Annotated in this window: 27 protein-coding genes; 5 read left to right on the top strand and 22 right to left on the bottom strand. The window is 41.4% G+C overall.

What is annotated here, in order from left to right:
- Window positions 1–23 precede the first annotated feature (23 nt).
- Genes rplI through N521_RS05135 form a run of 3 tightly spaced genes read right to left on the bottom strand, consistent with a single transcriptional unit; the run spans window position 24 to window position 3417 of the window.
- A complete protein-coding gene (gene rplI / locus N521_RS05125; protein ID WP_007497423.1) occupies window positions 24–473 on the bottom strand; it encodes a 50S ribosomal protein L9 in 450 nt (149 codons plus the stop codon).
- On the bottom strand, window positions 470–2449 hold the full coding sequence (locus tag N521_RS05130) for a DHH family phosphoesterase (RefSeq protein WP_017359884.1): 1980 nt from the start codon (window positions 2447–2449) through the stop codon (window positions 470–472). The genes rplI and N521_RS05130 overlap by 4 nt, the downstream gene beginning before the upstream one ends.
- Before the next feature lie 20 nt (window positions 2450–2469).
- Window positions 2470–3417, bottom strand: coding sequence for a YybS family protein (locus tag N521_RS05135; protein WP_008347532.1), 948 nt, complete (start codon window positions 3415–3417; stop codon window positions 2470–2472).
- Between the two features lie 303 nt (window positions 3418–3720).
- On the opposite strand from N521_RS05135, the gene N521_RS05140 reads away from it, so the two are divergent.
- The gene (locus N521_RS05140) at window positions 3721–4650 is read left to right on the top strand and encodes a manganese-dependent inorganic pyrophosphatase (RefSeq protein WP_035390131.1); all 930 of its coding nucleotides are present in this window, start codon (window positions 3721–3723) and stop codon (window positions 4648–4650) included.
- A gap of 44 nt (window positions 4651–4694) precedes the next feature.
- Here N521_RS05140 and N521_RS05145 read toward each other — a convergent pair whose 3' ends face one another.
- From N521_RS05145 to N521_RS05155, 3 genes are all read right to left on the bottom strand, one after another.
- Entirely contained in the window at window positions 4695–5552 is an 858-nt protein-coding gene (locus N521_RS05145) for an anti-sigma-V factor RsiV (RefSeq protein WP_035390133.1), read from the bottom strand.
- Window positions 5553–6047: an RNA polymerase sigma factor gene (locus N521_RS05150; RefSeq protein WP_035390135.1), complete on the bottom strand. Its 495-nt coding sequence runs from the start codon at window positions 6045–6047 to the stop codon at window positions 5553–5555.
- A gap of 151 nt (window positions 6048–6198) precedes the next feature.
- Entirely contained in the window at window positions 6199–6855 is a 657-nt protein-coding gene (locus N521_RS05155) for a hypothetical protein (protein WP_035390137.1), read from the bottom strand.
- Between the two features lie 196 nt (window positions 6856–7051).
- Between N521_RS05155 and katX the strand changes: the two genes are divergently transcribed.
- Complete coding sequence (katX, locus tag N521_RS05160; protein WP_230677060.1) at window positions 7052–8551, top strand: catalase KatX; 1500 nt, start codon at window positions 7052–7054, stop codon at window positions 8549–8551.
- A 48-nt stretch (window positions 8552–8599) separates the two neighbouring features.
- Here the strand turns inward: katX and wrbA are convergent, their stop codons facing one another.
- The 10 genes from wrbA to N521_RS05210 form a co-directional block, all read right to left on the bottom strand.
- Entirely contained in the window at window positions 8600–9223 is a 624-nt protein-coding gene (wrbA, locus tag N521_RS05165; protein WP_045034926.1) for an NAD(P)H:quinone oxidoreductase, read from the bottom strand.
- 59 nt (window positions 9224–9282) lie between these two features.
- A complete protein-coding gene (locus tag N521_RS05170; protein ID WP_026050184.1) occupies window positions 9283–9894 on the bottom strand; it encodes an alpha/beta hydrolase in 612 nt (203 codons plus the stop codon).
- Window positions 9891–10862 carry a ring-cleaving dioxygenase gene (locus tag N521_RS05175; RefSeq protein ID WP_007497450.1) on the bottom strand — a complete coding sequence of 324 codons (972 nt, stop codon included), beginning with the start codon at window positions 10860–10862 and terminating at the stop codon, window positions 9891–9893. Before N521_RS05175 ends, N521_RS05170 begins: the two co-directional genes overlap by 4 nt.
- 189 nt (window positions 10863–11051) lie before the next feature.
- Window positions 11052–12569, bottom strand: coding sequence for an ABC transporter permease/substrate-binding protein (locus N521_RS05180; protein ID WP_008347552.1), 1518 nt, complete (start codon window positions 12567–12569; stop codon window positions 11052–11054).
- Window positions 12562–13527: an ABC transporter ATP-binding protein gene (locus N521_RS05185; protein WP_035390142.1), complete on the bottom strand. Its 966-nt coding sequence runs from the start codon at window positions 13525–13527 to the stop codon at window positions 12562–12564. Before N521_RS05185 ends, N521_RS05180 begins: the two co-directional genes overlap by 8 nt.
- A gap of 199 nt (window positions 13528–13726) precedes the next feature.
- Complete coding sequence (gene rpsR, locus N521_RS05190; RefSeq protein ID WP_008347556.1) at window positions 13727–13966, bottom strand: 30S ribosomal protein S18; 240 nt, start codon at window positions 13964–13966, stop codon at window positions 13727–13729.
- A gap of 41 nt (window positions 13967–14007) precedes the next feature.
- Window positions 14008–14550 carry a single-stranded DNA-binding protein SsbA gene (ssbA, locus tag N521_RS05195; protein WP_007497456.1) on the bottom strand — a complete coding sequence of 181 codons (543 nt, stop codon included), beginning with the start codon at window positions 14548–14550 and terminating at the stop codon, window positions 14008–14010.
- A 36-nt stretch (window positions 14551–14586) separates the two neighbouring features.
- Window positions 14587–14874 carry a 30S ribosomal protein S6 gene (gene rpsF, locus N521_RS05200; protein WP_008347557.1) on the bottom strand — a complete coding sequence of 96 codons (288 nt, stop codon included), beginning with the start codon at window positions 14872–14874 and terminating at the stop codon, window positions 14587–14589.
- Window positions 14875–14982: 108 nt separating this feature from the next.
- Window positions 14983–16083, bottom strand: coding sequence for a redox-regulated ATPase YchF (gene ychF / locus N521_RS05205; RefSeq protein ID WP_007497458.1), 1101 nt, complete (start codon window positions 16081–16083; stop codon window positions 14983–14985).
- 215 nt (window positions 16084–16298) lie between these two features.
- On the bottom strand, window positions 16299–16505 hold the full coding sequence (locus tag N521_RS05210; protein ID WP_008347561.1) for a DUF951 domain-containing protein: 207 nt from the start codon (window positions 16503–16505) through the stop codon (window positions 16299–16301).
- A 294-nt stretch (window positions 16506–16799) separates the two neighbouring features.
- Here N521_RS05210 and N521_RS05215 point away from each other — a divergent pair, with 294 nt between their 5' ends.
- Both N521_RS05215 and N521_RS05220 read left to right on the top strand, forming a co-directional pair.
- Entirely contained in the window at window positions 16800–18119 is a 1320-nt protein-coding gene (locus N521_RS05215; protein ID WP_025208341.1) for a hypothetical protein, read from the top strand.
- A 15-nt stretch (window positions 18120–18134) separates the two neighbouring features.
- The gene (locus N521_RS05220; RefSeq protein WP_035390143.1) at window positions 18135–18545 is read left to right on the top strand and encodes a hypothetical protein; all 411 of its coding nucleotides are present in this window, start codon (window positions 18135–18137) and stop codon (window positions 18543–18545) included.
- 25 nt (window positions 18546–18570) lie between these two features.
- Here the strand turns inward: N521_RS05220 and N521_RS05225 are convergent, their stop codons facing one another.
- A complete protein-coding gene (locus N521_RS05225) occupies window positions 18571–19626 on the bottom strand; it encodes a YkvI family membrane protein (RefSeq protein WP_079919768.1) in 1056 nt (351 codons plus the stop codon).
- A gap of 72 nt (window positions 19627–19698) precedes the next feature.
- Between N521_RS05225 and yyaC the strand changes: the two genes are divergently transcribed.
- On the top strand, window positions 19699–20325 hold the full coding sequence (gene yyaC, locus N521_RS05230; protein ID WP_008347570.1) for a spore protease YyaC: 627 nt from the start codon (window positions 19699–19701) through the stop codon (window positions 20323–20325).
- Between the two features lie 25 nt (window positions 20326–20350).
- On the opposite strand, the gene N521_RS05235 is transcribed toward yyaC, so the two are convergent.
- The 5 genes from N521_RS05235 to rsmG all read right to left on the bottom strand — a co-directional run bounded on the left by N521_RS05235 (window position 20351) and on the right by rsmG (window position 24858).
- Window positions 20351–21205, bottom strand: coding sequence for a ParB/RepB/Spo0J family partition protein (locus tag N521_RS05235; RefSeq protein WP_035390144.1), 855 nt, complete (start codon window positions 21203–21205; stop codon window positions 20351–20353).
- Window positions 21198–21959 (bottom strand): sporulation initiation inhibitor protein Soj, encoded by a 762-nt coding sequence (gene soj / locus N521_RS05240; RefSeq protein WP_008360890.1) that lies wholly within the window; start codon window positions 21957–21959, stop codon window positions 21198–21200. Before soj ends, N521_RS05235 begins: the two co-directional genes overlap by 8 nt.
- Window positions 21960–22194: 235 nt before the next feature.
- Window positions 22195–23028, bottom strand: a complete 834-nt coding sequence (locus N521_RS05245) for a YiiX/YebB-like N1pC/P60 family cysteine hydrolase (protein ID WP_017359870.1) — start codon at window positions 23026–23028, stop codon at window positions 22195–22197.
- 129 nt (window positions 23029–23157) lie between these two features.
- Window positions 23158–24033 (bottom strand): nucleoid occlusion protein, encoded by an 876-nt coding sequence (gene noc, locus N521_RS05250; protein WP_008347579.1) that lies wholly within the window; start codon window positions 24031–24033, stop codon window positions 23158–23160.
- 105 nt (window positions 24034–24138) lie between these two features.
- Window positions 24139–24858 (bottom strand): 16S rRNA (guanine(527)-N(7))-methyltransferase RsmG, encoded by a 720-nt coding sequence (rsmG, locus tag N521_RS05255; protein ID WP_007497477.1) that lies wholly within the window; start codon window positions 24856–24858, stop codon window positions 24139–24141.
- Window positions 24859–24865: the final 7 nt, after the last annotated feature.

The following is a 24865-nucleotide window of genomic DNA, read 5'->3' on the forward strand; positions in this document are numbered from 1 at the left end:
CGAGGAGACGGGTTCTTTTCTGTTTATGCTTGTTCTGTGACGTGCACTTTTAATGTTGCTTGTACTTCTGGGTGAAGCTTCACCGGTACATTTGTGTATCCTAGCGCACGGATGGCATCATTCAACTCGATTTTACGCTTATCGAGTTTGATTTGATGTTCTTTTTGCAATTTATCAGCGATTTGTTTGCTTGTAATCGATCCAAATAGACGACCGCCTTCACCTGATTTAGCAGTGAGTTCCACTGTCAGCGCCTCAAGTGTTTCTTTTAATTGTTTCGCTTGCTCAAGCTCTTGGATGGCATTCTTTTTCTCTTTGTTTTTCTGCCCTTCCAATGCACTTAGGTTCGTTGGAGTTGCTTCAACAGCTAACCCTTGTTTGATGAGAAAGTTGTGAGCGTATCCGTCTGCTACATTTTTGACTTCGCCTTTTTTCCCTTTGCCTTTTACGTCTTTTAGAAAGATGACTTTCATCTTTGAACCCCTCCTTCGAAATATTCATCTATGGCAGCTTTTAACTTCTCTACCGCTTCTTCAATGGTTATACCATAAATCTGGGTCGCAGCGTTAGTCAAATGACCGCCGCCATCTAATGCTTCCATAATGATTTGAACGTTGATATCCCCTAACGATCTTGCACTAATACAGACCGTATCGTCATCTCGCCTTGCGACAGCAAATGATGCTTCAACCTCACTCATCGACAAGAGAGAATCAGCCGTCTGTGCAATCGTAATTTGATCATAATACTCAGATCTGTCAGACGGCAAGGAAGCAATCGCTACCTGATTTTGATACAGCTCTGTATGCTGAATGAGCTTTGCCCGTTTGATGTAATGATCGACTGTTTCTTTCAAAAACTTTTGCACAAGGACAGGATCTGCCCCTTTTGCACGAAGGTAGGATGCTGCATCGAACGTTCTTGACCCCGTTCTGAGGGAGAAACTCTTCGTATCCACGATGATCCCAGCAAGAAGTGCTGTGGCTTCAATCATGTTAATTCGCAATTTCTTCGGCTGATACTCTAACAGCTCTGTCACAAGTTCTGCTGTAGATGAAGCATACGGCTCCATATAGACAAGTAAAGGATCACGGATAAATTCCTCACCACGTCTATGGTGGTCAATGACAACGACGTTTTCAATCTTATTTAGCAGTCGTTCTTCCATCACAAGGGACGGTTTATGTGTATCTACGACCACAAGCAATGTGTCATCCTTTGCAAGCTCCATCGCTTCCTCAGGCGTGATAAAACGGGACCAAAGTTCTTCATAATTCTTAATTTCACTAATTAAGCGTTGAACGCTATCCCCAATCTGGTTGGCATCAATGACGATGTAACCTTCTTTTCCATTCGCTTGAGCAACCTTTAAAATCCCGATCGAGGCACCGATAGAGTCCATGTCGGGGAACTTATGCCCCATGATCATGACATTACCGCTTTCAGATACAATTTCTTTTAAAGCATGTGAAATGACCCGTGCGCGTACTCGTGTCCGTTTTTCCATCGGATTGGTTTTTCCACCGTAGAATTTCACTTTCCCATTCGGCTGTTTAATCGCTACCTGATCCCCGCCTCGTCCGAGGGCAAGGTCAAGACTCGACTGCGCAAGTGCGCCAAGTTCTTTTAAAGAAGGAACAGACGCACCGATTCCAATACTAAGGGTAAGTGTGGCGCTATGTGCCCCTGTTTTCTCACGAACCTCGTCTAAAATGGAAAACTTCGATGCTTCAAGCTCTGCTAATATGCTCTCGTTTAATACAGCCATAAATCGTTCAGATGAAATTCTTTTTAAGAAAATGCCGTATTCTTGTGCCCAATTGTTTAACAGCGATGTGACTTCACTATTTATCGCGCTACGCACCTGATCATCAAGACCCTGCGTCACATCATCATAATTGTCTAAAAAGATATAAGATAACACCGTTCGTTCATTTTCATACTGTCTTTCAATCTGCACTTGTTCCGTGACATCAAAGAAATATAAAAGGCGCTCTGACCGTTTAATAATGACTTTGAATTTCCGGTCATTCAGCGTCACATTTTCTGTCTCAACCTCTTGTTTAATAAGAGGCACAATGGATTCAAATGTATCATACAAGGATCTGCCGACAAGTGTGCTTTCATGGAAGCACGAAGCGAGAAATGGATTGGTCCATTCGATATAATACTGGTCATTAAACAGCATAATACCAATTGGCATCTCCATTAATGCTTCTTCTCCAACCTTTTTGACTCGATAGGATAATGTTGAAATATATGAATCAATCTCTTTTTGTACCTGCGTATCTGCCCACTTTAAAAAGTAGAGCACACCCGCAAGGACTAAAAGACCAACCGCTCCTATGATCCAATTAAAATAAAGGTTGAGGAGGACTGTGATCACCGCAAGAACAATTAACGCGAAGATCGGATACTTGATGACAGGTTTTCGATAGAAGCTTGGCACTGATATCAACTCCTCAACATTCAGAGTGAATTATTTGTTTTTACTTTTTCTCTTAAATCAAAGCCTATGTCAGCAATCCCTATAATACGCACAATCACACCGATTGGCGGAAAGAGAATCGTCAATACAACGGCAAAAATGGGTACCACTTTTGAGATGTTTTTTTCGTGGCAATAATAGAAGATAAAAGAAAAGCCCTGAATAAGCACCAGTATAAATAAAATTTGAAAAGCACTCGTTTGCACGAGCGATAAAAAGCTGCCTTTCTCCGGCTGAATCAGCATCAAAAGCAGTGTGAGTAAATAATACCATACCATGCTTTTTGGCAGTCGCATATCCTTAAATTTCTTAAGAGCTGGCATGTCTGGAACAAACCGTTTGATCAACGGCCGCACAAACCAATGATTGACGAAAGACATCAGCGTGACAAAAATCAAAAGCGCTACAGGTAAAGAATTTAATGCCGTATCCTGCATCTCTCTAAACTGCTTGAGTTGTTTTGCTATGTCCTGATCAGAAGCGCCTGATTGTTTTAAGGTACTCTCTACCATCGGCATGATTTGGTCAATTGATTCCTTTGCGACACCCAGTATATCTACTTGAAACAGCTGGACACTGACAACAAAGTAAATGAGAAAACTGAATAAGTAGATCAGCGCACCCGTAATAATAGCCTGACCTGGCTGCCTCCTGCTGTAGAAAACACCCATACCTACTCCAACAGCAATCAGCATTGGCGCACTTAACAGCCCATTAATAGACCCAATTAAAAAGCTGATCACTATGCCAATAGCGCCAGCCGCAATTCCTTTTTTCAAGCCATGCCTGATTGTATAGAGAATGATCGGAATCGGAGCAGCCATGAAGAAAATAATGGCTAAAAGTGGCACATACAAATAAAACAGCGTCATGACCGCAAAAATACTGATCATGATAGCGCCTTCTACTAACGCTTTTGTTTGTTTCACACCTTCACCTCAATCCAATCATTTTTCTATATCTTGCTCAATGTGTACTTCTATGTATACGTACGATGTACGCTCCGTCATATCTTGACCCAACGTTTATTTTACCATAGCCGCAAATCGCAAGTAAAATGCAGGCTATCTCAAGAGCGTTTCACGTGGAACAACTTAGATCGTCTTGTACATGCAACTTTTCAGACAGCATGTTACAATTTTTTAGATTATTCTTAGCTATAAACCCTGAATTCAAGGTCAAAAGCTGTTAGAATAGAAACATCATCAATAAAAGTAAGAAGGAGAATTCACATGGGAAAAACACTCGTATTCGGACACAAAAACCCTGACACAGACACGATTTGCTCTGCTATCGCTTACGCTGATCTGAAAAACAAAATTGGCGTTCAAGCAGAAGCTGTCAGACTTGGAGAAATCAATGGAGAAACACAATACGCATTAGATTTCTTTAAACAAGAAGCACCTCGTTTCATTGAAACGGCTGCAAACGAAACAAAACAAGTCATTCTTGTCGATCATAACGAATTCCAACAAAGTGTAAGCGATATTGATCAAGTACAAGTGACAGAGGTCATTGACCATCACCGTATTGCCAACTTTGAAACAAGTGAACCTCTTTACTATCGTGCTGAGCCAGTTGGCTGCACAGCAACGATCTTAAACAAAATGTACAAAGAGCACCAAGTCACAATTGAAAAAGAAATCGCTGGTTTGCTTTTGTCTGCGATCATTTCTGATTCCTTGCTATTCAAATCCCCAACATGCACACAGCAGGATGTTGATGCTGCGCATGAGCTGGCAAAAATCGCAGGAGTAGACCCTGACGTATATGGTTTAGATATGCTGAAAGCAGGAGCTGACCTAAGCCAAAAAACAGTTCAAGAATTAATCACACTGGATGCAAAAGAATTTGCACTAGGTAACAGCAAAGTCGAAATTGCACAAGTTAATACAGTTGATATCGCTGAAGTAACAGCAAGACAAGCTGACATCGAAGCAAAAATCAATGAAGTCATCGCAGCGAAAGGTCTTGATCTATTTGTTTTAGTGATCACAGACATTCTAGAAAATGACTCTCTTGCGCTTGCCCTTGGTACTGAAGCAGCAAAAGTAGAAAAAGCATTCAATGTCACACTTGAAAACAACACTGCTTTACTAAAAGGTGTTGTATCAAGAAAGAAACAAGTCGTGCCTGCACTAACAGACGCACTTTCTTCATAAACATAAAAAGACTGCTGACATCTTCAGCAGTCTTTTTTCTTCTTTTAATGAATGTACATATCGCTGACGAGAATATCCTTTAGCACGCTTGTTGGAATCGTGAATTCAACTACACCCATGTAACCAGGCGCCACATCATATTCGTTGAAGGAAATCACCAGTTTGCCTTTTGAATTGATATAGAAACTTTGATCTGGCTGAATCTTCTTAAACGGATCAACCGTATCTTGCTTCGTCATCCAGTAAATCTTATTTGAATCCTCTTTCATCTGTTTCTTCATTTGTTCTTTAATATTTTCACTAATCACATCAATATAACGGTCATCTTTAAACAGACTTGGTAATGTAATGAGTACATGGTTTTTCTTATCCACCGTATCATATGTCATTTCCTCTGCCGCAGAAGCCTGAGTCGTCACCTTGTATCGACCTAGTGAAAGAATTTGATCATTATTTGTTCTTACTTCATATCCGCTCTCTACACTCAAATGACCATTTTTATAACCCTTTGTTTCCTTTTCAAAATCTTGATACAGCTTTTTGTTTTCAGCTAAATATTTTTGATTCAGGTTGTCTTGTAATTTTCCGTCCCCAAGCCCTGAAACGTGTGGTGTTTTGAGATCAATATTTGTTCCCTGATCGCTCTTTTTAAATTCTGTGAACGTCACGACTTTCACAAGCTCTCCAATGACGGGTACTTCTGAAATCGCTCTTGCTGCCTGCGGACTGACATTTACAGTGGTGACAAATAAAGCAGCCGCAGCAACAAGTCCGATCGTCCATTTCTGAAAATGAGGTTGCTTGTTTTTTCGTTTTAATGTCCGTTCAACCATAGCATCGTATTCCGGGGGAATAGGGATTTCTAGATATTCTTCTTTTAACTGTTCCAAATGCTTATCCATTTATATTTCCTCCTGCGATAATTCTACTTTTAAAAGCCGCAACGCCTTATATAATCTTGTTTTAATGGTGTTTTCATTTTCTCCAAGAATATGAGCAATGTCCTCTAGCTTTAAATCCTCAAAGAATCTTAATATAATGATGGCCCGATACATCTCCGGCAAATCTTCTATCGCCCGTCTGACATCTTGATCCTCATAGACATCCGATTCACCCTGCGATAAAAATTCAAGCGTGTCATCCTCTGTCACTTGCACACGCTTCTTCTTTCGTAAAAAGTCGAGGGCAGCGTTTACAACGATTTTATAAAACCAGCTATGCATCTTGGTCGCATCCTCTAATCGGTGAACAGATTTGAGTGCTTTATGAATCGCCTCTTGAACGACATCCATCGCATCTTCTGGGTTTTTGACATAGCTATAGGACAATCGATAAAAACTGTGTTTATGCTCCATTACGTAATCCGCAAATTGATCATCAATCTTTCGTTTCTTCATTTTACAAAGAGCTCCTTTATCTTAAATGCGCATCTGTTATTTCTTACATTGGATAGACGCGCACCTGTTAAAAATAGTTTGCGCTCCATTATTTTTTTAACATGTCATCCCATTTACGTTTCTATACAAAAAGAGCGAACCTGTGGCGGGTTCACTCTTTTAGAGTAGTTATTTTTTGATAAACAAATGGTTTGAGTGGTGATAGCGGATGAATGATGGACACTCCTGTTTCCTGCTCCACCTGCTTTGCAGCGTGAACCATCGAGAGCTGCATCACACATATATCTCCATGCTGCTTCACAGATCGCCTTAACTGTTCCATAATTCGCTCATGGTAGGCTTGTATATCACCGTTCAAGCAAAGATGAAAGACATCCTCTAGCACAACCACTTCTGCCTTTAACTGCTTTCCCCGCTCTTTTACATATGAAGACAGTCGCTTCATCGTTCCTTCTACTGTATCTGGGTTTGAAAACACCAGCTGAAGCGGACCCTCTCGCTCACAAATCTGCTCAAATAACGGCTCATCTATCGGAACAATTGGTTGTTTGAACAGGTGCTGCTGCTCCCCCAAAGCCGCAATGTATTGTGTACACGTTAATAAAACAAGATCAGCCTCTGCTTCTTGCATGAGTCTGTTGATCGCATAGGTTTGCTGCTGCTCAAGATCAAATGCAGGATCTTGTTTGGCTCGTTCCATAAAGGATGAATCGACGATGTGATGCAGATCAAATCCTGTGCCATAGAAAGCGTCGTCAATGTAAGAAATATTAGATGGATGTGCGTGAAGGCAGTGTAATCGAATCATTAAGTCCGCTCCTCATAAAAGTTTTCACTCATTATATCAATCCTTGTATGAAATAGGGAGCAACATGACCATATTGTTAGGGAGATATTGAAGGAGGGATTCTACCTTGAAAGAAGATCAACAGCCTGTATCATCTTCAGAGTCAGAAGAAACCTTGACGAATCGCCAAGGTCATCCGGTAACAGATAATCAAAACATGAGAACCGTTGGGAATAGAGGGCCGACTACGCTTGAAAACTACGATTTCCTAGAGAAAATCAGTCATTTTGATCGTGAACGCATCCCTGAACGTGTCGTTCACGCACGAGGTGCCGGCGCACACGGATACTTTGAAGCCTACGGTACATTCGGTGACGAACCCATTTCCACTTATACAAGAGCCAAATTATTTCAAGAGAAAGGAAAAAAGACCCCTGTCTTCGTTCGATTCTCTTCTGTTATTCACGGCGGACATTCACCAGAAACTTTACGCGATCCGCGGGGATTTGCGATCAAATTTTATACAGAAGACGGCAACTGGGATCTCGTTGGGAACAACCTCAAAATTTTCTTTATTCGAGATGCTTTGAAATTCCCTGATTTGGTTCATGCCTTTAAGCCTGATCCTGTCACAAATCGTCAGGATGGCGAGCGCATTTTTGATTTCGTTTCACAATCACCTGAAGCAACACATATGGTGACATTTCTCTTCTCACCATGGGGCATTCCCGCCACATACCGGCACATGCAAGGCTCTGGCGTCCATGCCTATAAATGGGTGAATCATGAAGGAAAAGCAGTACTGGTCAAATATCACTTTGAACCAAAGCAAGGAATTCGCAACCTGACACAAGAACAAGCCCAAGCCATTCAAGGGGAAAACTTTAATCATGCCACACAGGATTTATATGAAGCCATTGAACAAGGGGATCATCCTGAATGGGAAGTATACGCGCAAATCATGGAAGATGACACCCACCCCCATCTAGACTTTGATCCACTCGATCCGACAAAGCTCTGGTACAAGGATGACTATCCATGGAAACCGATCGGACGAATGGTGCTAAACAAAAATCCAGAAAATTATTTTGCAGAAGTGGAACAGGTTGCCTTTGGGACGGGGGTTCTTGTAGACGGATTAGATTTCTCAGATGATAAATTGCTGCAAGGGCGTACCTTCTCTTACTCTGATACGCAGCGATATCGTGTCGGGCCAAATTATTTACAGCTGCCGATCAATGCACCGAAAAAGCATGTTGCCACCAATCAGCGAGATGGGCAAATGGAATATCATGTGGATCAAGGAAAAGGACAAAACCCCCATGTGAATTATGAACCGTCCATTCTCGGAGGATTAAAAGAAGCACAGCAAGATGGAAAGGATCATACGCCTTTTGTAGAGGGTGAAGTCAAACGAGAAGCCATTGACCGCCCGAACAATTTCGGACAAGCGGGAGAAACTTATCGTCGCTTCAATGATTGGGAGCGTGAGGAACTGATTAAAAACTTAGTCAACACCTTAGCTACCTGCCAAAAAGACATCCAAGACCAAATGATCGAAAACTTTACAAAAGCTGATCCTGATTACGGAAAACGTGTGGCCGATGGCTTAAAAGCCTTCAAACAAGAGGAGCCAAGCGGACCCATTGGATCAACAGGCGCGGCACAGGCTGTCAACGATGCGATCAACAACAGCACACCTTCAGATCCTTATTAATGAAAAAAGAATGCAGCGGAGTGGCTGCATTCTTTTTGTATACATCTATTAAGCGTTTTGACCTTTTTTGATCCATTCTGCTACATTGACTGTACGTTTCGCCTGATGTTTTGCGGCTGCTTCTGCATCCTCTTGGATCTTTCCATTTTGGTCAACAGTCACACTCACACCGTAAGGGTTACCCCCTGCGCCGTATAGGGAATCATCCGTGTATCCAGGAGCGGCAATAATGGCTCCCCAGTGGAACATCGTTGTATACAGGCTCAGAACTGTCTGCTCCTGTCCGCCATTTGGGTTTTGTGCAGATGTCATCGCACTCACTGCTTTGTTTGCTAGTTTCCCTTGGAACCATAAACCGCCTGTTGTGTCTAAGAATTGCTTCATTTGAGCCGGTAAGTTACCGAAACGTGTCGGCATGCTGAAAATAATGGCATCTGCCCACTCTAAGTCACTTAACTGAACCTCAGGGACATCTTTTGTTTCATCTAAATGTGCTTTCCATGCTGGATTTGATGCAACAACTGCTTCTGGTGCCAATTCAGGAACCTTTAAAATTTTGACTTCAGCACCAGCTTCTTTCGCTCCAGCCTCAGCCCATTTTGCCATCTGATAGTTTGTACCTGTTGAACTATAATAAATAATCGCTAGTTTTACGTTTTCCACTTGTTCCATCTCCTTTTGTTTGGTTTGCCCAAATAGCTTCTGTAAAAATCCCACCTGTATTCCCCACCTTATTTAAATTGACGACGATACCACAATGCCGCAGCATCGACTTCTTCTCTCGTTAGCTGATGTCCACGATTTTCCCAATGAAGCGTTACGGATGCTCCCGCCTCCTGAAGCAGTTGCTCCAGTTCCTGAGATTCCTCAGGACGACACATTGGGTCATTTTCACCAGCTGCTATAAAGACTTGTTTCCCCGCTAATGAAGGTAATGAAACCCCTCGTCTTGGGACCATTGGATGATGCAGGATCGCTCCTTTCAGCGCATCTCCGTAATGGAATAACAGACTTCCAGCAATATTCGCCCCGTTTGAATAGCCGATGGCTACCACATTGTGACGATCAAATCCATACTTATCTGCTGCTTCCCCGATAAATGTATATAATTCCTCTGTACGCTCAATTAAATCTTGCTCATCAAAAACACCCTCTGCCAAACGCCTGAAAAAACGCGGCATGCCGTTTTCTGATACATTTCCTCTCACACTAAGAATAGATGCTTCAGGATCTACCACTTCTGCAAGCGGCAATAAGTCTTGCTCTGTCCCGCCAGTTCCATGCAGCATGAGAAGGACAGGTTTTTGTTCATTCTTTCCTTTTTGAAAAAGATGCTTCATCATGAATCTCCTTTCCCTTTGATTTCTCTTACCTCAATCGGCAGCACGATTTGTTCAATTTGACTACGCTGCGCCTCATATTGCGGTGGCAGTTTCAACGCTTCACCCATCGTTTCCACAGATTCATCATGTGCAAACCCTGGAGGATCGGTCGCAATCTCAAATAATATGCCGCCAAGCTCTCTAAAATAAATCGCATTGAAATAATTTCGATCTTGCACAGGCGTCACTTGATATCCGCTTTGCGCAACATGTCTTTGCCAATCCAATTGATCCTGATCATCTGTTGCTCTCCACGCAATATGATGTACAACACCCACGCCCATACGTCCTCGTGCAACAGGTGTCTTGTTCACATCAATGACATTACCGATTTCTCCAAACGAACGGAATCTCACATAATCTCCTTCTGTGCCGACTTTTTCAAGTCCCATCGTTTGCTCTAGCAGCTGCATCGTTTGCTCAGGCTGTGAAGTTAATAAAACAGCTCCGCCAAACCCTTTAATTGCTACTTCTGGTGTCACCCCATTAAATGTCCAGTCATTCTGTTTTCCTTCTTCACGCTCTACAAGTTCTATCAATAAACCGTGCGGATCTTCAAAAGAGAGAAAGGCCTCACCAAAGCGTTCAATCATTTCATAAGAAACGTCAAACTGCTCAAGCCGTTCCTTCCAAAAAGAGAAGGCACCGGTCGGTACGACATATGTTGTCACACCTACTTGACCTGCTCCAATTTGTCCCTTTTGTGCACCTGGCCAAGGGAAAAACGTAATAATGGTACCTGGAGAACCTCCTTCATTTCCAAAATATAAATGATATGTGCCTGGATCATCAAAATTGACGGTCTTTTTCACGAGACGCAGACCTAAAACACCTGCATAAAAATCAACGTTCTCCTGAGGATGACCAACAATTGCTGTGATATGGTGAATTCCTTCTGTTTTCTTCACTTCTAATGACCTCCTCTTCATGACGTAACATGTCCCTACTCATTATGTCTTGACTGACGCTTTTATATTATCTCGAATTCGAGATATATGACCAAAAAATATATTTATCTCGAATTAAGGATATTCTTTTTTGAAATAGATGTCAATGATTTTTGTTTTTTTCTTTTCAAAAGCAGGCCGCTTTGTTATAGCAGACCTGCTTTCCCTTGATTATTGAAGCAATTTTTTCTTTTTTAAATAGGCTTCGGCTACTTGAAATGCATCTTTCCCCTTCACATTGACTTCGTAATTCATTTCTCTCATCTCATCATCTGTGATTTGACCAGCGAGCTTGTTGAGAGAGGCCTCAATCTCAGGATACTCTTTTAATGTCTCCTGTCTTAGCAAGGGCGCTCCTTGATAGGGCGGGAAAACATGCTTGTCATCATCAAGCACCTTCAACTTGTATTGTCTCAATTCACTGTCTGTCGAATACGCATCGACCAACTGAATATTCCCTTTTTGAATGGCTCGATATCGAAGTTTCGGTTCCATCGTGACCACATCGTCGAAAGAAAACTGATAAGCTTTTTGAATGCCTAAATATCCATCCTGACGATCAGAAAACTCTAAAGTAAAGCCAGCACGTATACGATTCTTGATTTGACCCAGATCTGAAATCTTTGATAAATCATATTGATCCGCTAGTGATTGAGGCACGGCTAAAGCATATGTATTGTTATAAGCCATCGGCTGAAGAAGCTGAAGCTGAAAGGATGACGCCAAACCTTGGCGCGCTTGCTCATACACTTTTTCCTTATCCGTGCTTTTCGCTGTTTCTTTCAGAAATTCAGAAATCGCTGTCCCTGTAAATTCAGGATAGATGTCAATATCACCAGACCGCAGTGCTTGAAAAACAAAGGACGTCTTACCAAGACCAGGCTTAAGATTGACTTGGATATCTGTATCCTGCTCAATTAAAAGCTTATACATAGAGATCAAAATTTCAGGCTCTGACCCCAGCTTCCCTCCAATGGTGATCTCTTTCTTTTCTTGTTGAAACAGCAATGGGGCAGCGACAACTGCTCCTGCTATTACAGCAAAGACCGTCACAGAGATCACGGTTTTTTTAAAGGAGATTTTCTCAAGTGTCCGCAAAACCACATCAAATAATAGCGCAAGTAATGCAGCTGGAATAGCACCAATGATGATCAACGACATATCATTCCGATCAATTCCAAGCAGAATCAGACTCCCTAATCCGCCTGCCCCAATAAGAGCTGCAAGAGTGGCTGTCCCTACAATAAGAACCATCCCTGTTCGGATACCTGCCATGATCACAGGCATAGCAAGAGGGAGTTCTACTTTTAATAAGCGTTTGCGGTGATTCATCCCCATAGCGAGCGCCGCTTCTCGGAGCGACGGATCGACCTCACGAATGCCTGTATATGTGTTTCTTAAAATAGGAAGAAGAGCATAGACGACAAGAGCGATAATTGCGGGCACTTGACCAATCCCAACGAGAGGAATCAGCAGTCCAAGCAGCGCCAAAGACGGAATTGTCTGCAAGACAGCCGTCACCCCAATGATCCACTCTGCTATCTTAGGGACTCTCGTTAAATAAATCCCTAAAGGAATGGCAATCAAAATCGCTAGAAATAACGCAATGAAGGAAATTTGAATATGCTCAAGTAAGGCGTGTCCGAGCTGATCTTTTCGAGCCCATAGCACACTGGTCCATTCATTCATGTGTCTCGCCCCTCTCAGCAGAAGTACCGGCTAAATACTGAATCACCGCTTGACGAGTGATGAGTCCGATCCGTTCCCCATCCTTCTCAACAACAAGTTCTTCATGCTCTGCCAGCCGAGATAGAACCTCTTCCAGCGTCGCATGGATGGAGACCGCCTCATCGCCTAACAGATCATCTTGAGGCATGGGCTGAGAAATAGTTGTCAGCTCAAATGCTTGATGGTCTACATGACGGGCAGCTCCTGAAACAAACTCCCGCACAAATGGATTCACTGGATGCTGAATCAATTCCTCTGGGCGTCCAACCTGCACCACTTTTCCTTCATTCATCACACATATCCGATCTCCAAGCTTCATGGCTTCCTGCATATCATGTGTCACAAAAACGATGGTCTTTTGAATACGGCGCTGTAACTCAAGCAGATCATCTTGTAATTTCTCTCTCGTCAGTGGATCTAACGCACTAAAAGGTTCATCCATCAGGACAATCTCAGGATCAGCAGCAAGTGCCCGTGCTACGCCGACTCGCTGCTGCTGTCCTCCTGAAAGCTCTGCTGGCTTTCGATGTCGATAGGTAGTAGGCTCAAGCCCCACCATGAACATCAACTCATCAACACGCTGATTCGTCTCAGTCCGCTTCCATTGTTTCAGCTCTGGCACTATAGCAATATTCTCTTCTATGGTCATATGAGGGAACAGCGCTATTTGCTGAAGCACATAACCAATATCCCAGCGCAGCTCATAAATATCATAATCGCTGATGGTTCGACCCTTTATGTAAATCTCACCTTCTGTAGAAGAGATGAGACGATTGATCATTTTCAAAGTCGTCGTTTTCCCGCTTCCACTAGGTCCAATCAATACAAAAAATTCACCTTTCTGAATCTCCAAATCAACAGATTGAACGGCATAGCGGTCATCAGAAAACTGCATCGATACATTCTTAAATTCAATCATCTTCCCACGCCCTGACTGCAAGTATATTTTAAAATACCAATATGACAGATTAACCTAGTATTTGTATAGAACAAACTGTCACGTTGACTCTCTTTTTACATACTTCCCCTAGTTAGACTGCCAGAAACGGCTTTCTCATAAAAGTGAGACAAATAAAAAAAGCGAAGAGCTCAAGGCCCTTCGCTTTTAAGTCAACGACTTACTCACCAGTAACGTATGGAAGTAATGCCATTTGACGTGATTTTTTAATCGCTAATGTCAATTTACGTTGATACTTAGCGCTAGTTCCTGTTACACGACGAGGTAAAATTTTACCACGCTCAGAAACAAACTTTCTAAGAAGATCAACATCTTTGTAATCGATGTGCGTGATTCCGTTAGAAGTAAAGAAACATACTTTACGACGTTTCGCACGACCGCCTCTGCGTCCACCTGCCATTTGTTTTCACACCTTTCCTTTGGTCATTTTTTTCAGATCAATTAGAATGGCAAATCATCATCGGAGATGTCAATCGGTTTACCATCATTCGCAAATGGGTCATCATTGAAGCTATTTCCCTGATTACGATTTTGGTTATTTTGATTGCCATATGGATTTTGACTTGGTTCATTTCCAAATGGATTCTGATCATTTTGGCTACCGCCATAATACTGGCCTCCGCTATTGCCACCGCCGCTGTATCCACCTGAACCAGCACCGCCGCTTTTAGGCTCAAGAAATTGAACACTTTCAGCTTGAACTTCTGTCACGAAGACACGCTGTCCTTGCTGGTTTTCATAGTTTCTTGTCTGCAAGCGACCGTCTACACCGGCAAGACTTCCTTTTTTCAAGAAATTAGCCACGTTCTCAGCTTGTCTTCTCCAAGTAACACAGTTAATGAAATCGGCTTCACGCTCTCCAGATTGATTCGTAAACGTACGATTCACAGCTAGAGTAAACGTGGCTACAGCCGCACCATTAGGCGTGTAGCGAAGCTCAGGGTCTTTTGTTAGTCTTCCGACCAATACAACACGGTTTAGCATATTGAAAGACCACCTTTAAATATATATTTCAATGATTTATTCTTCTTCTTTAACAACAATGTGGCGAATGATATCGTCACTGATCTTAGCTAAGCGGTCAAATTCTTGAACTGCTGCAGCGTCAGATTGAACGTTTACGATTTGGTAGAAGCCTTCACGGAAATCGTTGATTTCGTATGCAAGACGACGTTTACCCCAATCCTTTGTTCCAGTGATCTCCGCACCGTTAGAAGTTAACACGTTATTAAAACGGTCGATAACTGCTTTTTTAGCCTCATCGTCAACTGTTGGGCGGATGATGTACATAACTTCGTACTTTCTCATCTGATTGCACCTCCTTTTGGTCTAAGCGGCCCTATACGGGCAAGGAGCAATAAATTATATTACTCACAATTGTATATTATAACAAATTACTTGGCCTATGACAAGAACCTATACGTTAAAACGGAAATGAATGACGTCTCCATCTTTCACTATATATTCTTTACCTTCTAAACGAACTTTTCCTGCTTCTTTTGCAGCAGACATACTTCCGCCAGCTAGTAAATCTTCATAAGCAACCGTTTCAGCACGAATAAATCCACGCTCGAAGTCCGTATGAATGATTCCAGCACATTCCGGCGCCTTCATTCCTTTTTTAAATGTCCAAGCACGTACTTCTTGCTCACCTGCTGTGAAATACGTAGCTAAACCTAGAAGTGAATAAGACGCTTTAATCAACTGATCTAGACCTGATTCTTTAATGCCAAGCTCTTCAAGGAACATTTGCTTCTCTTCTCCTTCAAGCTCTGCAATTTCAGACTCAATCTTCGCACAAACGACGATGACTTCAGCGTTTTCGCCAGATGCAAACTCACGAATTTGCTGTACATATTCGTTTCCGTCCTGATCTGCTACTTCGTCCTCACTCACATTTGCTACATACAGAATAGGTTTTGACGTGAGTAAATGAAGTTGCTTCACAAGCTTCTGCTGCTCATCTGTAAATTCAACCGATCTTGCAGATTTTCCAGCTTCAAATGCGTCCTTCAGCTTTTCCAAAATATCAAATTCAGCTACCGCTTCCTTATCTTTTTGTTTCGCTAGCTTACTCACACGAGTTAAACGCTTTTCAACCGTTTCTAGATCAGCCAAAATCAATTCTAAATTAATCGTTTCAATATCTGACACTGGGTCAACCTTACCTGACACATGTGTAATGTTATCATCAGCAAATGCTCTCACCACGTGACAGATTGCATCTACTTGACGAATGTGAGAAAGGAATTTATTCCCTAAACCTTCTCCTTTAGATGCACCTTTCACAATACCAGCAATATCAGTGAATTCGAAAGCAGTCGGAACTGTCTTTTTTGGCTGCACTAATTCTGTCAGTTTTTGCAAACGCTCGTCTGGAACTTCTACAATTCCGACGTTTGGATCAATGGTACAGAACGGATAGTTAGCAGACTCCGCTCCAGCCTGTGTAATTGCATTAAATAGCGTTGACTTCCCGACGTTAGGTAAACCAACAATACCAGCTGTTAAAGCCATTCTTTCATCTCCTCTATATGAAACGTGCTCGTTATACTGCGTAATATGAACCTAGAGCAATTATAAGTAGGTTTACATGAAAAGACAAGCTAACCATCATGCATTTTCAATAGAAGAAACATTACCAAAAAGACTAAATCGGAGCTTTAAAATAAGAAATTGCATCTGTTTCTCTGAACAAAAGACAAATTTCATCAAAAAAGCATGAGGCCTACTTAAGCAGTTGGCTCCTCATGCTTGACGAGAATTTTCTTCATTTTTCGTTCAAAATCTCTTCTTGGGATCATCACGCTGTGCCCGCACCCTTCGCATTTAATACGAATATCCATGCCCAAACGAATGACTTTCCACCGATTGGCACCACATGGATGGGGTTTTTTCATTTCAACGACGTCATGTAACCCAAATGCTTTGTCTGCCATCAGCATTCACCTCTCTTGCTCACTTCATTAAATCTATTGTACAAAAAAATGCCGATAGAGAGCAATGCACAAAATAAAGAGCCGCTGTCATGTATCAATCCCGTTCTTTTTTATAGAAAAAACCCTTCTTTTAGATCATTTTATTTGTGACCAATAGTTACTTAAACTCCGCTTTTTTTCAATATTGTCACAAACACTGTAGGTCAAAAGGTTTTTATTGGTAGAACGCTGTGGTTTTTCCATATTTTTTGATTTATGATATCTGCATAAATGTTATGTGAGGGAGCAGGTACGATGGTCAATCGAAAGGATAGATTAACCGACAAAGATTATAAAATCATATCCGATCACGCTGGAAACGCAGAGAATTACCAGCAGAACCATACGATAGAAGTAGGTCAGCATACGCTCACTGTCAACGATTTTCTAAAAATAGATCATCAATTATATGGTTTAACGATGCAGCAGGAACAGTCAGATGAGTTCATTGTCGCGTTTCACTGTCCTCTGCCAAAACAAATGACGGTGACATCGACACAAGATGTTCAAACGGCTACCCAATCATTGTTAAAAACGGATTATGCCTACCCCATTGAAAGAAAATCCTTAGCCGGGAAACAAGATCATGTCTTTTTTAAAGGGAAGGAATACATCAAGGACGTCTGTCAGAAGCACCCGAATGCAACCATCTATCTCACTGGACAAGCGCTTGCCGGTGCTGTTTGTGCTTACATTGCGACAGAACAGCCAGCTGTCAAAAAAGCCATCACATTCGATAGCCCAAATATATGGAGCAGCCTGGCACCTTCCATTCAGCAAAAAGCAGTAGAAGGAAAATATAACCATGTTCTCACGGAATATATTCAACCCAATCATTATGTAGGATTACTCAATCGCCATGATCATGGAGTTGGACAAGTCAAGTACACCGTACCGCCCCGGGAGCAGGGATCGGTCCAAGAATCCATAAAATATAAACCAAGAGAAATTGACACCTTTTTAAGATCAGCTTTTGCATCAATGAATATAGAGTGGAACGAATCGTTTGATACAAATGCATTTTTAGCTCTCGTTTCAGGAGAATTTAAAGTAAATGGGTATTCATTCCATTCGAATGGAACCGCTCGTATTTTAGATGAACAGCTTGATCACAATACAAGTTTTACAGCGATGCTTTTACAAGAAATCCATTCAGGCCGTGCATATGCACAAAGCGGGCTTGAAATTATCATAAAATCCCATTTACTAAAAAATTCATCTTATGATCTACAAAGTATTATTGAACATGAAGTACACACTGTATTTGAGAAAATAGATGGAATTGATGATAGTGTAAAAGATGCCGTCCATCATGTAAAACAAGAACTGAAAGGACTTGTCGGCTTCGGTCACTATGATTTATTAACCCATAGCGATGTAGAAGCACTGTTAGAGGAAGTAAGGATGGAGCAGCCGCAATCAACCTTTTATTCTCATGAAAAACAACTGAATGCCTTGTACACCTTGAGAGACTACGAACAAGAACTTTCCACCCTTTCAAGACATATGTACACAATGGGTGATGACTATGCCAAGGCAGATAGACGCCTTGCGATGCAAATGGGTATTCGTTAAGAAAGGAGTCGACATATGATCAATCAAAATAAACCTCCTAGTGACGCCCAGCGTTTCTTGCAAAATGTGAGTGCCCGCCGCTCCATGTCTGTATTCGAAAGTCAATCTGCACCACAAACACAATCGCAATCACCTGAAGAAATTGCCGCTATTCAGGCCATGCGCAGAGAAGGACAACGAAAAGATTTAAAGCGATTGCTGAAAATGCGGCTTCACGATGAATTGGCAAACACACGCATGCACTTGGAGTACCAATTGTCCAAAACCGAAGACATGATAAACCAGACAACCATTGTCAAACAGCACGTATCCCAGCATTTAAAGGGACAAGCCATCTCAGAAATAGAGGAACGCATGCAGCGTCTCCAGCACATGCCTGTATATGACGATATCAAGGAAGCGATTGATTCCATTCGGATAAAATAAGCACTTCTCTTTGAAAGAGAGGTGTTTATTTTATTTTATCAGTATAATTTTTAGAACGGAAAAATATCTTTTTACTTAAAATCGGATACAGCATTAAACAGACAAGCAAATAAAGATTGAGCAAGCTGTAAATCGGATACAAGAAAGCAATCAAATCAGCAAATCCAAGAGAGGTTAAAGGTGCCATCAAAAGGAGCATGATGAATACAATGAACCAGCGGGGCATTCGTACAAAAGAGAGCATGCGGCTGGATAAACCAAATAATCCCGCAGCAGTTGTTGTATAAATCGCTAAACAAAGAACAATGGTCATAAACACAAACAATGATGTTGGTGCCCCCTCTAATACTGTAAACAAAGGAATCCCTTCTGCTGAAAGACTCCCAGAAATATCAACTAGTATTTCGTTATACACATAAGAAATGACACCAAAAATCAAACCGCTTAATATACTCGCAACTTTGGCCTCTCCAAGCCCCTTCATTTCTTTCCCCACTGAAGATAGCACCGCCACAACAGATAATATATTCAAAGAAGCAAAGACGATACTGGCAGGCCAATTGTATTGCTGGCCAAAATCAATTCTCCACATATGATCATGATTCATATAATAAAAAACAAACGCATAGATGAGCCCCGCCACCAAAATTGGTATAATGAAGGCATTCACAGATAAGAGCCCTTTCACATCCCAGAAAAAAATCATAAATGAGAATAAACAAAATGCACCGATTCCAACCCAAAATGGCACATGATACATCTCAAGTGTCACCCCGCCACCGGCAATCATGACTGTTGTTGTCGTGAATAGATAAAGAACAATTAAAATATCATACACCTTGGCCAGCCAAGGACCTACAAGACGCTCTAACACCGGCACAAAATGATCGGCACGCACCTCATAACTGATTTTTAACACCACATAGGTAGACAGCATAAACATGAGCGTAAACAGTAGAATGGCTAGTCCGCTATCAAGGCCAAAAAACTGCCAAATTTCTTGACCGGAGGCATATCCCGCTCCTATCAAGCTTCCTAAAATTAAAAGCGTCCACCTTGAACCAGCCTTCCACACAATCATCACCTCATAGGTATAGAATTAAGCTTGTTTCCGTATACTGTTACTAACTACTATGACAAGGAAGTGAGACCTATGAATAGCAAGAACGGTCTTTTTTTAAGAAATAGGGTGAAAGAATACGTGTCCCATACGGATACAAATGCCATTCAGCAGCTTAAAAGTATTTTATTCTCGCATCTTCAGAAAGCAGGAAAAAGACCCGTTGCCATCGTCTGCATAGGAACAGACCGCTCAACCGGTGACTCTCTAGGTCCACTTGTAGGAACAAAGCTTTCAGGTCTGGATTTAAAAAAGCTGCATGTATACGGCACCCTCTCTGACCCAGTGCATGCGGTCAATTTAAAGGAAAAGCTCGCTGAAATTGAACAAGCTCATAAACATCCATTTATCGTAGCCGTTGATGCCTGTTTAGGGAGAGTGAAAAGTGTAGGATCGTTTCAAATTGGAGAAGGACCGTTAAAGCCCGGTGCAGGTGTGCAAAAAGAGCTGCCAGAAGTAGGTAATATTCATATTAATGGAATCGTCAACGTGAGCGGTTTTATGGAATACTTCGTTCTCCAAAACACACGTCTTCATCTTGTAATGTCTATGGCCAATACACTTTCTGAAAGTCTATCCCACATTGATCAAATGGATTGGACGAGAGAAAAAAGCCGTTCTCTTTTCACCCCTATTCAAAATATCACGGGAAGAATATAAAAAAGACCATCTCATATCAAGATGGTCATTCCGATGATTCTCTCGTAGAAAGCAATTCAAGGATTCTTTCTAAATCTTCATTTGAGAGAAATTCAATCTCAATTTTCCCTTTTTTCTTCTGTTTCTTGATCGTCACTGAAGTACCAAAGTAATTTTGTAAGAAAGATTCTCTTTCTTTCAACATGCGATCCTTTGGTGCTTCTTTTTTCTTTGTTTCACGTGGAACATTTTCATTTAATTGCTGAACAAGTTTCTCAACCTGACGGACATTCAATCCTTCGTCCACGACCTTCTTTACTAATGGCGCCAGCTTCTTTTTGTTTTTCAAACTAAGCAGCGTGCGTCCATGTCCCATGGATAATGTTCCATCCGCAATCAGCTTTTGTACTTCATCTGGTAATGTTAATAGACGAAGGTGGTTCGCAATATGCGGTCTGCTTTTTCCTAACCGCTTGGCTAATTCCTCTTGAGTCACACTTAAGTGATCTAGTAAGGAGGCATAGGCTTCCGCTTCCTCTAATGGAGATAAATCCTCGCGCTGTAAGTTTTCTAAAAGAGCGATCTCCCTCATCAGTGTTTCTGAAAATTCCCTGACGATCGCAGGAATCGTTGTCAAACCAGCTTGTTGTGCTGCACGGAAACGGCGTTCTCCCGCGACAATGTCATATCCCTTAATGGACTTACGAACAATAATCGGCTGTAAAACACCGTGCTGCTGAATCGATTCCTTGAGATCAGACAATGCATCATCATCAAACGTTTTCCTTGGCTGATAAGGGTTCGGACGCAAATCCTTCAACTTAATTTCTTCGACAGTTTCTTCATTGGCATCCACATTGTTAAATAGCGCATTAATACCCTTTCCAAGACCTTTAGCCATTCGCATCCACTTCCTTTGCTAAGTCTAAATAGACATCTGCACCTCTTGAACGTGGATCATACAAGATAATAGGTTTCCCATGACTAGGCGCTTCACTTAGTCTCACATTTCTCGGAATCACGGTCTGATAGACTTTATCTCTAAAGTATTTTTTTACTTCTTCGATGACTTGGATTCCAAGATTTGTTCTTGCATCCAGCATTGTCAGTAAGACACCTTCAATGGCAAGGTCGGTATTTAGATGTTTCTGCACAAGACGAACCGTATTCAACAATTGACTCAATCCTTCAAGCGCATAATATTCACACTGAACCGGTATTAAAACAGAATCGGATGCAGTTAACGCATTAATCGTCAGTAATCCAAGCGATGGCGGGCAGTCAATAATCATATAATCATAATTTTGCTTCACAGATTCAAGTGCTCTTTTCAGCCTCACTTCACGTGAGATCGTAGGCACAAGCTCAATTTCCGCCCCTGCAAGCTGTATCGTCGCAGGAATGACATCAAGATTTTCGACCTCTGTCGTCTTAATCACATCAAGTACATCTGCATCGTCTACTAAAATATCGTACACGCACTTCTCTACGTCGGCCTTCTCAATCCCAATACCACTCGTGGCATTTCCCTGCGGATCAATATCAACTAACAACACTCGTTTTCCTATGTATGCTAAACACGCACCCAAATTAACAGAAGTTGTCGTCTTCCCAACGCCGCCCTTCTGGTTGGTAATCGCTATGATTTTCCCCACGATGTCACCCACTTTCAACTTAACAAGTTTCTCATTCATTCATACTTCCTATTCTATCAAAAAAAGTATGAAACGTTTGCTTTTTTTGTTCCCCCATTATAAATTCGTGAATGAATCTGTGTTTCCGTACATGAATAGATGCATAAAAATACGCTTTAAAGATATATTAATATATCTTTTGAAGAAAATAACGAGACAAAAAACCCCCACTTTCATAAAAGTGAGGGAGATACAATCAAAAGTTTAGCCCGCCAATTTTTCGGCCTTCACTTACAATGACTTTAGGTGTCACTGTTTTATAGTTCTTCTTTTTCAAAAACCCATAGGGTGCTTTAATGGTAAATGTGGCATGTCCAACAGCGTCCCCGGTTTTCGCATAAGCCTGCCATACAATCTTTGAACAATAAGTAGGGTCCAAGGATTGAATAGACATAGTGATCGAATATCGAGCCTTCGGATGGTCTTTCACGTAATCGTGCGCCCAATCCCCAGCTAAATCTGCCTTTTCCTGATGATTAATCCGAATCACCTTTGTATTGGCACTATAGCGAAACCAGCTTTGAATGGAATCAATATTTGGATGCTGCCGGAACCCAGGAATAGATGCATAGCTTTTCTCATTAATGACGATGCCTGCATGACCAATTAAACCATTCAAAGCACCAGTGCTCGTCACCAATATATCCCCTTTTTGAGGCATAATATCGGTTCCAGGATACGGTTTACCAAAAAGATGGCGAATGGTATTCGGCCTTTCATCTGTTACCATTTCATCCTGTTTGTTTTGCCGTAAGCCATAGTTCTCCAAATCATCATCAGCTGTGATCACATCGATCGCATCGTCCTGAGACGCTTGCTCTTGATTTAATTGTTGAACCGTTACATCTGTCGAAACCACACCTTGTTTCTTCAGAGCACTGAGTTCTTCTTTTGTAATCGTTTCTTCCGCTGAATGAGTATCATGATTCGTTGACGTGCTCACAGCAAACACAGTCGTTTCATTTGAAAAAAGAGAAAAAGAGATTAGTAAATAACAGATAATAGCAAAAATAGTCTTTTTCATTTTCATTGGTTATATGTCACCTCCCTTCTACTATGAAAATCATATTTTACCAATTAATTAATAATAAGTAAATATCATGAATTTAAAGGATGGAAAGACAAAAAAAGCTGACGAGTAATGCTCATCAGCTTTTTTCTATTTAGGAATGCGAATGGTTAATTGGATATATTCCTCAAATTCTTCTTCCTCGGTATTTATTTTAAGTCCGCTATCTTCTACCATATGGAGAGACTGACGAATGGTATTCATCGCAATTCGCGTATCTCGGCTAAACGCCTTACGTTTCGGCTTCGGTTTGCGATCTGTTTTTTGTTCAAGCATCTTCACTACACGCTCTTCAGTCTGTTTCACATTCAGCTGCTTTTCGATGATTTCCTGCAACAGCGTGATTTGTAATTCTGGAAGCTTTAAAGGTACAAGTGAACGGGCATGCCTCTCAGAGATTTTTTTCTCCAAAATGGCTTGCTGTACCTCTTCAGGCAACTTTAAAAGTCTTAGTTTGTTTGCAACAGTCGATTGTCCCTTACCTAAACGCTGAGCAAGCGCTTCTTGCGTTAAATCATGAAGCTCTAAAAGACGTGCATAAGCATGAGCCTCTTCAATTGCAGACAGCTCTTCTCTTTGCAAATTTTCAATCAATGCCACAGATGCCGTTTCCGTATCAGTAAAATCTTTTATAATAGCGGGGATTTTCTCCCATTGAAGAGTTTGTACCGCTCTCCAACGTCTTTCGCCGGCGATCAGTTCATATTTTCCTTCTTCTTCTGTTGGTCTAACAACAATCGGTTGAATAATGCCATGGGTATGAATGGTTGTGGCCAGCTCTTGTATCTTTTCTTCTGAAAAAATGGTGCGTGGCTGAAAACGGTTAGGCATAATTGTGTCGACCGGGAGCTCCTGTATCTCTTCCTTTAATGTATCATGCTCAGCAATCTCTGCCTCTATTTCGGTATCACGCTCAGGTTGTTCTTTGTCACCAAGCCCGAAGAAGCGTGAGAGTGAATGCTTCATGAACCTACACCACCTTTAAAAACTACCTTTTTATAATTCTATTTTCTCATGTTTTTTCCTTCTGTAAAATCATAAATATTGAAGAAAAACCGACCTTTTACATGATCAACCTTCTATTGGTGATTTATTAGGTGTTCCTGGTTTTCTAGGATATTTTTTTGGTGTTTGTTTTTTCTTTTCAATGACAATGATGTTCCGTTCGCTTTCTTCTAAAGGAAGAACAAAGGAATGCTTTTCAACAACCTCTCCTCCGAGGACAGTGACAGCTTTTTTTCCTGCTTGCATCTCTTCATCTGCAGCAGATGCTTTTAATGCAACAAACAATCCTTCCTTTTTCACAAGAGGCAGGCATAGTTCGCTCAAGACAGATAAGCGCGCAACTGCTCTAGCAGTGACAAGGTCATAGCTTTCACGTTGATCTTTACGTTGTCCAAAGGTCTCCGCACGATCATGATAAAAAGTAGTATCTTGTAAGTTTAACCCTTTTGCTAACTCATTGAGAAACGTAATGCGTTTCTGGAGAGAATCAACAATGGTCACATGTAGATGAGGGAAACAAATTTTAAGAGGAATGCTTGGAAAACCAGCACCAGCTCCAATATCACAAATTGTTGTCACATTGTGAAAATCAATAAAAAATGCTGCTGATATCGAGTCATAAAAATGCTTTAAATATACTTCTTCCTTTTCTGTAATGGACGTTAAATTCATCTTCTCGTTCCATTCTACAAGCATATGGAAGTAAGTTTCAAATTGTTCAAGCTGCACTGGAGAAAGAGTGATCCCTTTCTCCTCTAGTGCTGCTGTAAATTGTTCAATGTTCATGCCGACA

Source organism: Bacillus sp. UNC125MFCrub1.1 (assembly GCF_000701305.1).
Taxonomy (GTDB): Bacteria; Bacillota; Bacilli; order Bacillales; family Bacillaceae; genus Bacillus; species Bacillus altitudinis.